The organism is Paenibacillus sp. P5_B5 (genome assembly GCF_056400365.1).
This window is the reverse complement of the sequence record NZ_JBFULK010000004.1, coordinates 1-15,877: the sequence shown is the minus strand read 5'-3', so window position 1 is coordinate 15,877 and position 15,877 is coordinate 1. Positions and strand designations below refer to the sequence as shown.

At 45.4% G+C, this 15,877-nt stretch carries 12 protein-coding genes; 3 read left to right on the top strand and 9 right to left on the bottom strand.

Features of this window, described 5'->3' with window-relative positions; genetic code table 11:
* Window positions 1-13: 13 nt before the first annotated feature.
* Both AC1DOK_RS06545 and AC1DOK_RS06540 read right to left on the bottom strand, forming a co-directional pair.
* Window positions 14-2,410, bottom strand: coding sequence for a 3-hydroxyacyl-CoA dehydrogenase/enoyl-CoA hydratase family protein (locus AC1DOK_RS06545; protein WP_477553447.1), 2,397 nt, complete (start codon window positions 2,408-2,410; stop codon window positions 14-16).
* A 131-nt stretch (window positions 2,411-2,541) separates the two neighbouring features.
* Window positions 2,542-4,713, bottom strand: a complete 2,172-nt coding sequence (locus AC1DOK_RS06540; protein WP_477553691.1) for a (Fe-S)-binding protein — start codon at window positions 4,711-4,713, stop codon at window positions 2,542-2,544.
* 164 nt (window positions 4,714-4,877) lie between these two features.
* Between AC1DOK_RS06540 and AC1DOK_RS06535 the strand changes: the two genes are divergently transcribed.
* The 3 genes from AC1DOK_RS06535 (at window position 4,878) to AC1DOK_RS06525 (ending at window position 7,397) form a co-directional block, all read left to right on the top strand.
* Window positions 4,878-5,465 (top strand): TetR/AcrR family transcriptional regulator, encoded by a 588-nt coding sequence (locus AC1DOK_RS06535; protein ID WP_477553446.1) that lies wholly within the window; start codon window positions 4,878-4,880, stop codon window positions 5,463-5,465.
* Window positions 5,466-5,609: 144 nt separating this feature from the next.
* Window positions 5,610-6,371 (top strand): electron transfer flavoprotein subunit beta/FixA family protein, encoded by a 762-nt coding sequence (locus tag AC1DOK_RS06530; protein ID WP_477553445.1) that lies wholly within the window; start codon window positions 5,610-5,612, stop codon window positions 6,369-6,371.
* A 48-nt stretch (window positions 6,372-6,419) separates the two neighbouring features.
* Window positions 6,420-7,397 (top strand): electron transfer flavoprotein subunit alpha/FixB family protein, encoded by a 978-nt coding sequence (locus tag AC1DOK_RS06525; RefSeq protein WP_477553444.1) that lies wholly within the window; start codon window positions 6,420-6,422, stop codon window positions 7,395-7,397.
* A gap of 173 nt (window positions 7,398-7,570) precedes the next feature.
* On the opposite strand, the gene AC1DOK_RS06520 is transcribed toward AC1DOK_RS06525, so the two are convergent.
* The 7 genes from AC1DOK_RS06520 to AC1DOK_RS06490 form a co-directional block, all read right to left on the bottom strand.
* Window positions 7,571-8,545, bottom strand: coding sequence for a polysaccharide deacetylase family protein (locus tag AC1DOK_RS06520; protein ID WP_477553443.1), 975 nt, complete (start codon window positions 8,543-8,545; stop codon window positions 7,571-7,573).
* A gap of 13 nt (window positions 8,546-8,558) precedes the next feature.
* Window positions 8,559-9,338 carry a hypothetical protein gene (locus tag AC1DOK_RS06515; protein WP_477553442.1) on the bottom strand — a complete coding sequence of 260 codons (780 nt, stop codon included), beginning with the start codon at window positions 9,336-9,338 and terminating at the stop codon, window positions 8,559-8,561.
* Between the two features lie 30 nt (window positions 9,339-9,368).
* Complete coding sequence (locus AC1DOK_RS06510; protein ID WP_477553441.1) at window positions 9,369-11,090, bottom strand: glycosyltransferase; 1,722 nt, start codon at window positions 11,088-11,090, stop codon at window positions 9,369-9,371.
* 102 nt (window positions 11,091-11,192) lie between these two features.
* A complete protein-coding gene (locus AC1DOK_RS06505; protein WP_477553440.1) occupies window positions 11,193-12,968 on the bottom strand; it encodes a CgeB family protein in 1,776 nt (591 codons plus the stop codon).
* Window positions 12,965-14,254 carry a nucleotide sugar dehydrogenase gene (locus AC1DOK_RS06500; protein WP_477553439.1) on the bottom strand — a complete coding sequence of 430 codons (1,290 nt, stop codon included), beginning with the start codon at window positions 14,252-14,254 and terminating at the stop codon, window positions 12,965-12,967. Before AC1DOK_RS06500 ends, AC1DOK_RS06505 begins: the two co-directional genes overlap by 4 nt.
* A 675-nt stretch (window positions 14,255-14,929) precedes the next feature.
* Complete coding sequence (locus tag AC1DOK_RS06495) at window positions 14,930-15,271, bottom strand: hypothetical protein (protein ID WP_477553438.1); 342 nt, start codon at window positions 15,269-15,271, stop codon at window positions 14,930-14,932.
* Window positions 15,272-15,281: 10 nt separating this feature from the next.
* The coding region (locus AC1DOK_RS06490; protein ID WP_477553437.1) for a hypothetical protein at window positions 15,282-15,877 on the bottom strand (596 nt) is incomplete at its 5' end.

Genomic DNA, 15,877 nt, shown 5'->3' with positions numbered 1-15,877 from the left:
CTCTAGGTTTAAATTAGTTGCGAAATGGTTTACCTGTCGTTAGCAAGCTTTGCATACGTTGCTGTGTCTTCGGTTCGCCGCATAAACTCATGAACGCTTCACGTTCCAAATCAAGCATATATTGCTCTGTCACGAGTGTTCCTGCTGGTACATTCCCTCCTGCAAGTACATGTGCAAGCTTGTTAGCAATTAGATGATCATGACTGCTTATATATCCACTTTGACGCATCGTATAGGCAGCAGTCTGTAGAACTGCTTTACCCGCATCACCGACGACGCGAATCTTCTCAGGAAGCTGTACATTGTAGCCTGCTGCATCCATTCTTAAGACAGCTTGCTTCGCTTCATAAATACGATGATCTTGGTTAACGACAACAAAATCCCCTTGTCTCATGAATCCAAGTCGTTTCGTATCATGCCCGCTTGTCGATACCTTTGCCATGCCAATCGTTTCAAAATATTGATTAATCAGAGGCTGTAAATCATGCTCAGGATTTGGCATATGCTTACTAGCCATTAGAGTCACTTCCTTACAACCACCGCCTGCAGGAATTAAGCCCACACCTACTTCGACAAGGCCAAAATACGTTTCTGCTGAGAAAGCAATTTGGTCTGCTGGCAAGCACGCCTCAACCCCGCCGCCTAATGTCATGCTGTGTGGAGCTGCGACGACTGGCTTCTCGAACCATTTAAGCTTCATCATCGTATCTTGGAACGTCTTAATAATGTGGTTGACTTCATCCCACTCATCATCCTGAATTTCCATCAAGAGAAGCATTAAGTTCGCTCCTACACAGAAATGTCTGCCTTCATTGGCAATCACAAGTCCACGATAATTACTCCGAACCTCATCGACACTTCTGGAAATCATGGAAAGAATATCTTCACCAACAGCATTGTTGTTGGAATGGAATTCAAGACAGGCAACATCATCTCCTAGATCAACTAAGCTAGCTCCACTATTACCGATGATCACTCTGCTCTGTTCTTTCAACGATTTCAGTGAAATGTTCTCAGGTTTAATATCCATGCCTTTATAGGCACCGCTTGAATAGTAGAACGCATGACCTGGTTCACGCTTATAAAAGCTTGTATTTCCTTCGGCAATCCATTCCTTGACCCAGCCTGGGATGACTTCCCCTTCTGACTCCATTCTCTGAACGGATTTAACTAAACCAATTGCATCCCATAGCTCGAATGGTCCAAGATTCCAATTAAAGCCCCATTTCATCGCTTTATCGATTTCAACAATAGAATCGGCAATTTCACCGAGCAGCTTTGCTGAATAGAGAAGAACTGGCTTAAGTAAGTTCCAGGCAAGTTCAGAATAACGATCCTTACTACCTATCAGAGCCTTTACTTTAGCAGCAGTACCTTTAGCCGCCTTAGAGGCTTCTAATGACGCAGAAGTAATCTTGTTACTTGGTGCATATTCCATCGTTGATAAATTTAAGGCAAGGATTTGTTTGCCTGACTCGTCTTTTACCTTCTTGTAAAAGCCTTGCCCATTCTTCTCGCCAATCCAGCCTCTAGACACCATATCTTGAAGAAAATCAGGAATATGAAATACTTTCTTCTCATCTTCCGTGTTCACATGATCGTATACATTCTGAGCAACATGAACGAATGTATCCAGCCCGACCAAATCGAGTGTACGGAAAGTTGCACTTTTGGGTCTTCCCATCGCTGGTCCTGTGACTGCTTCCACCTCTTCAACGGTGTAGCCCTTCTCAATCATTTCGTTCAAGGTAGCCATAAGGCCGTACGTTCCAATACGGTTGGCTATAAAGTTTGGCGTATCTTTAGCAATAACAACGCCTTTGCCAAGTTTGTTATCACAAAATTCTGACATATAAGAAAGGATTTCAAGATCTGTTTGATTGCCTGGAATAATCTCTAGCAATTTCATATAACGTGGAGGATTAAAGAAATGAGTTCCTAAGAAATGCTTTTTAAATTCATCACCACAATCACTAACCATTTCATTAATAGAAATACCTGATGTGTTCGAGCTGACAATTGTGCCCGGTGTCCAGACGGATTCTATTTTACCCAGTAAAGATTTCTTAACATCTAGACGTTCCACAACGACCTCGATGATCCAGTCGACTTTAGCTAATTCAGCTAAATGATCCTCCAAGTTGCCTGGCGTAATCCTTTCAGCGAATGCTTCACTGTATAGTGGCGCTGGATTCGTCTTCTTCAGCTTCTGAATCGCTCCAGTAGCTAACTTATTACGAACCTTAGGATGCTGAAGTGTTAATCCTGCTGCTTCTTCATCTGCTGTTAAGCTATTAGGCACGACATCAAGTAACAAACAAGGAATACCTACACCTGCCAAATGAGCTGCAATGCCAGAGCCCATAACACCAGAGCCAATAACCGCAGCGTTTCGAATCTTTTTGTGCATCTTGAAACCCTCCTAAAAGTTTTGATTTTACAAGAGCGATAGCTCGAAGAGCAAAACTACTTCGGAAGCATACGCTATACAAGAATTGTGTTACAAGTTTTGTGAAACAAACGAACAGAGAATATAATGACTTAATTCATTACAACTGCTTCTTTACTCGTGACTCCAAAGACTGACGCTTCAAGAATTTCTGCGATGTCTCTTGCTTTCACAGCTTCCTCAACTTCCTTCATTTTGGTCCCATCTTCCAGCATCGTTAAGCAGTACGGACAAGCGGAACTTATCACAGTCGGATTAACCTCAAGCGCTTGCTCGGTACGTGCTAAATTCACACGCTTGCCTGCAGTTTCTTCCATCCACATCATTCCACCACCAGCTCCACAGCACATCCCGTTCGAGCGAGAACGCTGCATCTCAACTAATTCAACACCTGGGATCGAGCGCAGAATATTACGTGGCTGATCATACACATTGTTATAACGCCCCAGATAGCAAGAATCGTGATAAGTTATGCGTTCACGCACCTTGTATGTTGGCTTCAGCTTTCCTTCACGCACCAGCTGATCAAGCAGCTCTGTGTGATGGAATACTTCCGCTTCCAGCCCGAATTCAGGATACTCATTCTTGAACGTATTAAATGTATGTGGGCATGCTGTCACGATCTTCTTCACATGATATTTCTGAAATATCTGAATATTTTCTGCGCTCAGCTGCTGGAACAACATCTCATTCCCCATTCTGCGCGGTGTATCGCCAGAGTTCTTCTCTTCATTGCCAAGTATGGCAAAGTTAACGTCTGCTTCATTAAGCAATCTGACAAGTGCACGTGTAATCTTGCGACTGCGATTGTCATATGAGCCCATAGAGCCAACAAACAGTAAATATTCGAACTCTGGATTTTCTTTCACTGTCGGTACTGAAAGCTCACCATTTGGATCAACCTCCTGCACCCACTTCGCTCGCTCTCCCCGGGAGATTCCCCATGGATTGCTTTGACGTTCAATATTTTGCAGTGCCCGTTGACCATCATGCGGTATACTACCTTGCATCAGTACAAGATGTCTGCGCAGATCAATAATTTTATCTACATGCTCATTATCAACAGGACATTGGTCTTCGCAGTTGCGGCATGTTGTACAAGACCAAATTTCATCTTCGGTCATTACATCACCAATGAGTTCAAGCTCATTAGCAGAGCGATTACCTACTGACCAACCATACTTCTGCACGTGCATCGTATGCTCAATATTCGTTGTCGCTTTGTCATTCCACTGCAATAAGCGTTCAGCAGTATCAGGCTGCATAGCATGCGCAGCGCCATTGTTGGCAAATGCAAATGCGGGTACCCAAGGCGATTTGCTCGTAATTGCAGCGCCTTTCTCCATCAAATGATCACGCAGCTTAACAATTAGATGCATTGGTGAAAGCAGCTTACCTGTGTTGGAAGCAGGGCATACACTTGTACAACGGCCACACTCAACACATGCGTATAGATCAAGCATTTGCTTTTGAGTGAAATCTTCTATTTTTCCAACCCCAAATGATTCTGCTTCTTCATCCTCTAGATCCAGCTTATGCAGCTTGCCAACTGGTTCTGTTCTTTTTAACAGAATATTGATCGGTCCGGTAATGAGATGAAAGTGCTTGGATTGCGGAACATAGACTAGGAATGACAGTAGGATCAGCAGATGTGCCCACCAGAAAATCATGAACAGAACCTCTGCTGCTAATTGTGATAGTCCGTCAAAGCCTGCTGCCAGCAATGAGGAAATCGGTGCTGACCATGAAGCTGGCAAATCATCCTTTACACGTTCGAATCCTAAGCTGAGTACGACAGATAACATGAGAAAAAAAATAAAGAACACAACGATACTCGGCTTCCAGCCACGTTTGAGACGCTTCAGCTGTTCCACATATCGCCGATAAGTTGCATATAACATCGCTACGACAATTAAGACAACGGTCGTCTCTTGCAAGAGACTAAAAATCTCATAGCCCGGGATAGGCAGCCCTCGTCCAATCAGCCCTTTGAGAATCAAGTCGAGTGCACCGAACTGCAAAATAATGAATCCGTAAAAAATGACAATGTGCATGATCCCGCTTTTGCGATCCTTAAGCAGCTTCGTCTGACCAAACACTTCGATCAAGAATGTTCGCAGCCTTGCTGACAGCTGTTTGCGCAGATTGGATGGCTGCCCTAGCTTTAAATATAAGTACCGATGATACACTGCTAGGACAAACGCATACACGAACGCCCCTGTCACAGCAAGAAAAAGGAGAAATTGTATCCATGCAATGAACATAAGCTTCTGTAGCCCCTTTCTCATTCTAATACACGTAAAAACGCTTACATCTTGTACTTATAAACGGATCGTTGACAACGCTTTTAATGTATTTTATGATGATTATAGAAAATGAATGACTATTCATTCATAACTTATTCACATTCTAACACCGAGGTGGTATCGTGACAAGTAGCAAAAAGACAGAAAAATACAATTTAATTTTAGAGGCAGCTGTAAAGGTATTTGCGGTTCATGGATTTCACCGTGCTCAGGTATCTAAAATCGCCAAAGAAGCAGGTGTTGCTGACGGCACCATATATTTATATTTTAAAAACAAAGAAGATATCCTTATTTGTTTATTTAAAGAAAAGCTCGGAGAGCTCGTGGATAAATTCCACTTAAGCATCGAGCAAACAACAAATGCCAAGGATGCGCTGCGCAGGGTATGTGAAATCCATTATGGCGAGTTAGAAGAACAGGTGGATCTAGCCTTTGTTACCCAGATCGAACTAAGACAAAGCTCACTTGAGCTGCGAAGAGAGATTGGAAAGGCTGTTAAGCCATATATTGTATTAATCGAGCAATTATTGCTTAAAGGAATTGAAGAAAAGCTATTCCGCCAAGACCTTGATGTTAAACTGACCAGACAACTGCTATTCGGAGGGTTGGACGAGGTTGTAACCTCTTGGTTAATCTCTGGGCGCAAGTATTCCCTTACTGCACAGATTGAGGGTACGATTAACTTTTTCTTTAATGGAATTAAGGCGTAAACGCAGCACAAGCTAATATCTTTAATTATATTAGCTTGTTGAATCAATTTCATAACTCATTAAAACGATGAAATTGATTCTGTTGCGTATTAAATTTTCTTAATATTCAATTTATCAGAAAATAAGTTCATAGGAGGATTTTCAATGGAAATTTATGTGTTATTAAAACAAACTTTTGACACCGAAGAGAAGATTGTCATACAGCAGGGTGCTATTTCGGAGGACGGTGTTAAGTTCGTCATAAATCCATATGATGAATATGCTGTTGAGCAGGCCATTCAATTCCGTGATGAGCACGGCGGTAAAGTAACAGTTCTGGCTGTGGGACCTGATCGCATGGCTGAAGCGCTGCGGACAGCTCTTGCAATGGGAGCTGATGAAGCTGTATTAATCAACGATGATCGCATCACTGGAGATGAATATTCGGTGTCACAAGTAATTCATCGTTATTTATCAGATAAACCATTCGATCTTATCCTTGGTGGCAGCTTCTCTGTTGATAACGGTGCAGGGCAGGTTACGATTCGTCTTGCTAAGCTGCTGGACATCCCTCATGTCTCCACGGTGACGAAGCTTGAGCTGTCAGGTAGTCAAGTGGTTGCTTATCGAGACTCCGAAGGAGACCTGGAAGTATCTGAGCTTACGCTTCCTGCACTATTCACTGCACAACAAGGCTTGAATGAGCCTAGATACCCTTCTCTTCCAGGCATTATGAAGGCTAAGAAGAAGCCATTCAGCCAATTGAGCTTGGACGATCTAGGGATTGGACAGCTTGAATCCAAAACAAATCGCACGGATTTGTTCTTACCAGAAGCACGCAAGGCAGGCAAGATTCTGCAAGGCGATCTAACCAATCAGGTCAAAGAACTAGTCACATTGCTTCGTAACGAATCAAAGGTTATATAATCAATTTCATAATACCTTTTAAATCGCATATAAGGGAGACGAATATATATGGGGAAAACATTATTAATCGTTGCAGAATCAAAAGGTGGTAAGCTCCGCCAGGTATCCTTTGAAACAATCGGAGCAGCAAGAACGATCGTAGATGAAGGCGACCGCTTACAAGCAGTCATTATTGGTTCCGGTGTTAGTGGGCTAACTAGCGAGCTTGCATCATATGGTCTCGATCAGACCTATGTCATTGATGATGCTAGTCTTGAGCACTACAACCCGGAGGCCTATTTTGCTGCTATTAGCGCGGTACTTAATGCGGCGAAGCCTGATGCTGTGCTGCTTGGACATACGGCGATGGGCAAGGACCTTGCACCACAGATCGCAGCTACGCTTGGTGCAGGTCAAATATCCGACGTCATCGCCGCAACCAAAGTCGCTTCGGGCGCCTCATTCACACGCCCGATCTATGCAGGCAAAGCGTTCGAGAAGCGCGCGTTTGCCGGTAGTGGTCCTTGGGTCGTGACGATCAGACCCAACAATATTGCAGCGCCTGCAGCTGACGGTGCGGGCGACACAGCAACAATAGCGCTCCCAGCGCCTACACCATCCCTTCGCTCGGTGATCAAAGAGGTCGTCAAGAAGACCTCTGGCAAGATCGACCTAACGGAAGCGAAGGTTGTTGTCTCTGGTGGACGCGGAGTCAAGAGCGCTGACGGCTTTGCACCGCTTGAAGAGCTTGCGAATGTGCTTGGCGGTGCGGTTGGAGCTTCGCGTGGCGCATGTGATGCGGGTTACTGCGATTATGGACTTCAAATTGGCCAAACAGGCAAAGTCGTAACGCCAGAAATCTATATCGCATGTGGAATCAGTGGCGCTATCCAGCATTTAGCAGGCATGAGCGGTTCTAGGGTGATCATCGCAATCAACAAAGACCCTGAAGCTCCTATCTTCAAGTTAGCTGACTATGGGATCGTTGGCGATTTATTTGAAGTTGTACCTTTATTAACAGAAGAGTTTAAGAATCTTCTTCAATAGCCTAGCTTCATTGAATACAAGAAGAAACGGCTTCACCGTTCATAAAGACGGAGCGTTTCTTCAGGTGATACTAAGAATTTATTGTACGGATGTTATAAATTCTTTATCACTGTAAGTGGGGTATCTGATTCTAAATTAGTCTAGAATCTGGATACCCCTTTCGCATCTCGTCTTTATTTCTTGGGAAGTCTGTCAATGACCGGGATATAATCTTCACCCGGAGGTTCGTTCTTATTTCTTGCGTACCAATCTTTAAACGTGGTTACTTCAATTTCGGGATCGCTCGTCATGTAGTTAAGCAGCCTGTCGAAGGAAGAAATATCCGGATAGTCGGTTCCGTATATTTCACAATATACAGTTCCGCCCGAAGATTTGTCCCGGAACAGGGCCGAGGGATCCTCCGGTGCCGCAGCGGGTTTGGTTTTCTTGTTGATAAATGAGAAACTGTGCATAAAGAGGGTAAGCTTCCTGAGCCCGTGGGCTTTCGCTAGTTGGATGACTTTCACCAGTTCCTCGTAAGATAACCAGTCAAGATCGAATTTGGAGTTCAGGAGTTCCCCTTTCTTCGAGATGATATTGACGTAGGTGACCGGGATCTCAATAGTGTTATAATAGGAAATTGTTTTATTCACGGTCGGGATTTGACCCAGATTATTATTGGGATGTTGATGAAAAACCGACGAATCAATCGGTATGCCGATCTCCGATAAAGCGTACAGCGTGTTTTCGTTAACCGCGTAAGATCCCCCTCTATGCGCAATCGGGCACGATCCCGTTTGCTCGGCGATGAAATGTTTCCCGTACTCCAAAATATCAATCTGTTCCCGTAACGAATACCGATAGATCGCCTTTTTGTAAAACGGAAGATTTCCGGACGGATGCGTATGCAGCTCCACTTCATGGCCCCTGTGATGGATGTTCCGGGTAATCTTTTGGAGCATGGCAGAACCGTACTTAACATCGTATACATCCAGGAAAAAATTGCCTTTAACCTGGTATTGATCCATCATATCCATGATTTTCCCGATACCCGGCTGTTCCGGTAATCCCTCCCCGGTGATCAGCCTGGGTGTATTGAAATAAGCGTCTTCCGTATCAATCGTAATAAATATCGTGAGCTTCTTCTCCGGTTTGTCTGCTTGTTCCATTCGGACTCTCCCTTCAATCGTTATGCACGAGATAAGCGGGTTCGAAACCCGTTTTTTTCCGCCAAGTGATCCGACCTTCCCCACCGTCATAGTAACGGCCGTATATCAAATGCTCCAATCCTTGACCGTATGGATTGTTATCGTCCAAGATCCATTTAATTATTTCCAAATGGAGATGGAACATGATCCCGTCAGTCAAATAATCGCCGTGTCCTAGGATTTGCGTGTATATGGCGACATTCCCCGTCCGCCGCAAATGGATAAATCCGATAAGCCGTTCGTCCGTCACCACTTCTCCTTGTACGTGACCCGGCGCATCCATAAAAATCCCCCAGAAGATCGAGTAATGAAATGGACAACCCGGCATCCGAAAGTGATAATATTGTGGCGGCGCTCCTCCAATATCCTCCAAAGTTTCGAGAAGAAACCCACTCCTCGGGCCTCCGCTGCGGACTTCCTTGGAATGAGTGATCGAGATGATATCGGGAGTAAACAGCCTTCTCACAAAGGGCTTTATATAGTACCCCTTTTTTAACGACTTGCCGGCTGCATGCTCCGCCGACCTAGTACTCTTGTATGTGCGTTTTGTTTTGACAATGTAGTTTTCATAGGTTTGGTTTCTTAGATCCAACCAACCAGCAACGGTTTCGATTGGCTGGAATCGCCCTACATAGTCGTCTAAATACTCGACGATATAGTCTTCTCGGTTTTCTTGTGCGTCACAGGTGTGATTTTCCGGTCGATAACTTACAGTAATGACGGGTAAACTCGAATCGATGCCCAATATTTTCAAAGCAGCTCCTTCCCCTCTTTCGCTAATCTCTTATTTCCGGTGTCTCAATCCATCATAGACGTCAACATAGCCGCGTAAAAGGTTGCGCCAGTCCCTATTTTGCATCACCCATTCCCTCGCATTCCTTCCTAAGTAGGGATGCTGCTCGCTACTAACTATCGCCTCCGCGAGCGACGCAGCATCCTCCGGCTGAAACATCAGGCCGGTGTTACCGTCCGACACCATCTCCCGTAGGGCCGGTATATCGCTGACCATTACGGTTTTTCCCATCGCCATCGCTTCGTATGGCTTCAGCGGTGTCACCAGCTCGCAAACCCTCGCCCGCGTTCGCGGAAAGGGTAGAATATCCATGACCGAGTAAAACCTCCTAACCTGATCACGGGGTACCGCACCGACAAATGAAACTTCTCTTTGCAGACCAAGTTGAGCGGACAGTCTGTACAAATCGGGCAAGGCGGGTCCGTCTCCAACGATAATCAGCTTTATATCGCTTCGCTGCCCTTGCAGGATGGCTAGAGCGTGAAGCAGATAGTCCAGTCCCTCGTACTTTTCCAAGGTACCGACAAACCCGACAACGAGTTTTCCCTCGAGGTCGAAGGTCTGTTGCAACTCGGGACAAGGTGGCTGCGGTTGAAAATTGCTAATATTAACGCCGTTATAAACGACTGTTATTTTCTTCGAAGGGATACCCAGATCAATCAGAAGCTTCTTTAAGGTATCGCTGATAACAACGACCCGATCGGCAAGCCGGCAGCAGGTCAATTCATAAGCTTCGTGCAGGCGATACCTCTCCGAATACTCAAACCCTCTCGTTTTTGAAGTCTGGGTATAATGCCACATGCCTCTCACTTCATAAACGGACCGGATTCCGAGCTTACGGGCGACCACAAGAGGAGGAAGAGCGTTTTGAAAGTTCGATGCCGCATGAATAATGCCCGGCTTCAGATACCCGAGTAATTTGGCGAACCGAAGGGCATATAACCGAAAATATTTGCTCATCGGTATCTTATTCAACTCGGTATGGTTCGCATCGTATAGGCGAAACATGTCGATCTCGTTAAGGTAGGTATGGACCGAATCGGAACGGTCATCCGGAGGCCACCCCAGTTTCGTAACGCCGACGGTATTCAGTCCCATTTCCTTCAGGTGTTTAATAATTTCCGCATTTCTTACGGTATAACCGTTTATCGTTGGGAAGGATTTGTTCCATACGTGGACAATCGTATGGCCACGAACGATACGGCGTAAATCGTAATCCAATTCCCATTGTTTCTTCAAATGCCGTATTTCGTCACGCGCGTTTGCCAACTCATTGTCATAGAGGCGACCGAATCGCTTATTGATCCGTTTCAGAAAATACAGCCGCTCCGTGATGTTGCCGAGCCGATGATGGATGCTCGCAAGCCGCCTGTGCACTTGCACATTATTAGCATCGATGCGATAAGCTTGTTTGGCATAGTTCAACGCAGTAAGAAAATCATTGTATTGACAGCAGATTTTCGCCAGATAGAGGAGGATTTTCACCTTCTGATTTCCCCCATAATTACTCAAATCCCTCTGGACTTCTTCCAGTTCCCCCCGTTCGACCAACCAGCGCAACCGCAGACATGCCCAACCGTGTTTTCCGGAGAATAAATCGGTTAATAGCTTATCGGTTTCAGGGGTGATCGGCAGATGTGAACCCGAGTCAAGCAGGGATCGGCTGACAAGCTCCCACATTGACCGCCTCTCAGCTTCCGGGGCTTCACCCATAACGGATACAATCTCGAACAATCTGTTTGCGTCCCATTCATCCGGGTATTCTCCTTGTTCGGTTATCCTAATGGTCTCTCACGTCCTATCGTTAACATCAGCCTAAATTGTGGCATATGCCAAATGATCGTCGCCATAGGCTACGACCGTAGTCGTTTCAGTATCCATCTCGTCCCCGGATATGGAAGGCTCGTCGCTTTCCTTTACTACACGGATGTAATTGAATTTATCCGCAGCGAACATTTTCATGCCGCTGCTCCGGCAGTCCGAAAAAAACTGTTCAAATCCTTCCTCCGTCTTGCCGCGCAGTAAAATTTCGGAAAAAACCTCCTTTTTCACGATCATTGCTTCTGCGCTTAACCGATCGACATACCGGTTCTCTTTATCCGTGGAAACGAGCATCAATTGGTTCTGGGATTCCAGGTACATATAGTGAGCCCGCTTGCCGACGATTTGGGCATCCGTATAATGAAAGGCATGCATCAGATCGGTCAGGAAATGCGCAGCGTAATAATCCACTCCATTCATCAATGCGACACGATCATAATCGGTATGACGGAGAGCAAAGCTGATGCGCTCGTCAAAAGGAGTCTCCTCGGAAAACAGATGTAGCGATACGTTTGGCTCGGATTGTAATTCCTTTATCCGATTTTCGGATATGCTGCTCTTATCAAACAAAAGGATCAGCTCCTTATGTTCCCAAGCCTGGTTATGAAAGCTCTTGAGCAGGCGATCAAGACATCCATATTGATCTTGACAGGCGACGATTGTCACTCCCTTATGACTGGATGTCGCTAACCCGATCGTTTTAAGAATGTCATCGAACCTGTGTCTGTACAAATGCTTCAGATGTACTTCCCGTAGTCCGAGCAAACTGAGCCGCTCGCTGTAATGCGCGTTATGAAGCAGGTTGTTTAAGAGAGCATTCGACTCATAGACCGATCCCGCGATCTGCACAATTCCGGGAAACATGGTTTCTATCCCGAGAGAGTAAGTGCTGATCACATTCGTTCCTGATGCAAGTATTTCAAAAACTCTTCTCGAAAACATCGTCGGGCTGTCTTTCACCGAGTTTACATTTAAAAATACCTTGTATAACTTATATGCCTCTACCATCTCATCATAGGGCAATTCGCCTACAATATAAGGGCGATATCTTCGGGGAAACTTATATACATTGTTGATTCTGTAATCGCGTTTTCGATCAAAAATATGCAGGTTAAAGCTCCGGGCCGGACCCAGAATCAACGACATATCCTCTGGCCTATGTGGATATTTGGTTCGATACCAGGTTCCTGCGAAGGCCACGTTATCCTTTGTACAATAGTCGGAATCAACGGGATTATGAAGGGCGGGCTGTGCGGCAAAAGGAAGTACGTTGACTCGGTCGTGACCCAAATCACGTCTATATCGCTTGATACAGTTTGCGTCGGTAGTAAATACGTAATCGAATAATTTAGCGGTGGAGATGAAATGCTTATAGTTTGGGGAATCCTCCTTATTCCAAAACACGGTGGGTATTCCACTTTTCCTACAAAACCTGATCAATTTCCGTATTACCGCAGCATACTCTGTGCCGATATCGCAAAGCTGGCGCTGCCATGAACCATCGATTCCCTCCCAAGCGGATTCCACCAATAACAGATTCGGTTTAAACCGCTCAATTTGTCGCTTCCAGGTTGAAGCATTCAGATGCATCAACGAACATTCGTATTTGAAGCAGGCATAGCTGAACGTATCCATGATACAGGCCACACGGATGTCGGGTCGCCCGCAACCGTTTAACCTACACAGCTTGAGTCGTCCGATCCTGTCCATGATCGTTTCCCACAGTTGTTCCCGGTCAGCTCCGTTTTCAGGCATATCGAACTGGCTCACCTACCCTCATCCCGGTCTGCGGAATCGGGCGCAAGCGGTGTACCGATTTTTTCGCATAAGAATCCCGAAAGCCGCAGCCTACCCAGATCCACCAGATTTCGGGTATCAATGATCCGACGCGATCGCATCAACCTTCCGATCTGGTCGAAATCAATATCTTTGAATATTGCATGGTCTGTAAGTAGGACGATGCAATCGGATCCTGTCACCGCTTCGTGCAATGTAGGCACCTTGTCCGTCATGTCCTGTTTGACATAGGGATCGTAAATTTTAAGCTGATAACCGTTTATGCGAAGTTCGTTCATTACGACAAGGGAAGGACTCTCTCTGATATCATTTGTATCGCCTTTAAATGCGACACCCAGCAGGGTGATGACAGGCTTATTGATATTCCTTACCATTTCACGGATTCGATTTGAGATCACATGAGGAACATTGTCGTTCGTTATTCGCGACAGCTCGATCAATCGGGCTGCCTTGGGCGCTTTTTCGAAAATAAACCATGGATCGACAGCGATACAGTGACCCCCAACACCAGGACCAGGAGAATGAATATGAACTCTGGGATGCGAGTTAGCCAATTGGATCGCTTCCCAAACGTCAAAACCGATCTCTTCCGCAATTCGAGCCAGTTCGTTCGCTAATGCGATATTGACGTCACGGTACGTATTCTCCATCAATTTGACCATTTCGGCGGTTATGGTATCGGTAATGTGAATGGCCCCCTGTACAATTCGTTCATACAGCTCCTTGCACTTTTGAGCAGAAAGTGGGGATATTCCTCCAATAATTCGGTCATTATGCTTTAGTTCGTGAAACAGTTTGCCCGGTAGCACCCGCTCGGGAGAGTAGCAAACAAACAACTGTTCACCGAGGACCAGATTCGATTGTTTGAGCACAGGAAGCAATACCGATTCCACCGTTTTAGGAGGCACCGTAGATTCGAGAACGACCAAATCTCCTTCCTTCAAAATGGGGACAAGTATTTCTGCAGCCTTGACAACTTGCGACAAATTAGCCGTATTTCCGGGGCCAATTGGCGTCGGAACGGCTATAATAAAGGCATCCGCTTCCTGCGGCTGCATCGAAACCGTTAAAGCCCCCGTGTCGATCGCATCCTTCAAGGCTTGTTCCAAACCGGGTTCGTGCAAATGAATTTGTTTTGAACGGATCATGTCGATCACAGATGGATTCACATCGACTCCATGAACATTCATTCCAGAATTGGCAAACAGGACGGCTGTTGGCAAACCGATATAACCCAATCCTATAACACTGAGCTTCATATCCTCCCCCCCATTCTTGGATCTTCGAATATAGAATATGAACAAATTTTCTGCTCGGTAACGGTAGATATCATAGGAATATAAAAAAGGCATGGGCCTTCCGCACTCAGCGGCGTATTCGCGAACAGCCAGTTCTTCCACTTATGCTCTTGAAAGCATAAATGAAATTATGCATTGTCTCTATTTATGCTCAGTCCCTTGTAATTTCGTATCTAAAAAGCGTTTTGCAAGGTCATCCGGCTCCGCCAGCCAACATGTTTTGCCGCCTGTTCTAAGGTTTGCCTTCTGATCCTCCGCACCCTGCCTTAAGGTCAGAGCACTATCAGTCAGCTAGGGACTTACGCCACCCTGCGGTGCGTTCAGCACTTCCACCTGTTAGTACGATGCGCTGCCAAGCCAAGTAGAACGGCTTCGCCGTCCTTATTGGATAAAAGTAGTTTTCGTAAGAAAACTGCGGACAGGATGCGTTTCTTAAGGTGATACTTAGCATTTATTAGTTAATCAGAAGTATAAAGTTTCACTATACTTTCTCTGATTAACCTTGGGAAACACTGTCGTCCTAAAGGCCGACGTGGCCGTTTCCTCTTGGACGAATGTTATAAATTCTTTTATCACGTACAAAAGGCTATGATGATATTTTCATCATAGCCTTTGACCCGGCCGGGTTATGAGAATTTATTTAATTTGCAATTCGATAGAAGATGGATTTTTGCTATTTCTGGAAACTTTAATACCTGAACCGCCTGCTTTTTGAATAATCTCGAAAGTAACCTTTCCGTCTACACTCGATACGTCTATTCTATAGACTTTCTGTGCGCCAGGCTCCAGGGTATCAATAAGTGTAAGTTGGTCATCTGCATATACGGGTAATAATTCTTTTGTTGACGAATCTTTATCGTAAACATTCATTTCGAATTGACGACTAAATTGTTCGTTATTGTTTTTAACTTTCACATAAAGGTTGTCGTTATCTTTCTTCGTAGGAATCGAACAGCGTGAGACGTTTGTTCGTGACATACAATCCCCCTCAATCTTTCTCTTTTTTGAGAGAATTAATAGTATCAAGGATAACTTTACGATTATCTTTTTCTCCTTGTAACAACCCATTCAGTGTATTACTTAGGCTGGAGATTAGGGCATCTATATTGTTTGAATTCTGGTTTCCCTTTAAGGCTTCCAACATAGTAAGTGAATACATGGCCATAGCGATATATGCACCAGAATTATCGGTGTAATTGATGATGGTATTGTTCCCGTTCGTAAAGGAATTGTGCCCAGAGTCAGCTTTCGCATCAGCATCGGCGTCGGCATCCGCATCGGCGTCGGCATCGGCATCGGCATCAGCTTTCGCATCGGCGTCGGCGTCAGCATCCGCATGAGCATCGGCGTCAGCATCAGCATCGGCGTCAGCATCTGCATCGGCGTCAGCATCAGCATCAGCATCGGCATGAGCATCAGAATCTGCATCGGCATCAGCATCAGCATCTGCATCGGCATCAGCATCGGCGTCAGCATCGGCGTCGGCATSAGCATCAGAATCGGCATCCGCATCAGCATCGGCATCGGCATCGGCATCGGCGTCAGCATCGGCATCAGCATCAGCGTCGGCATCAGCATCAGCAT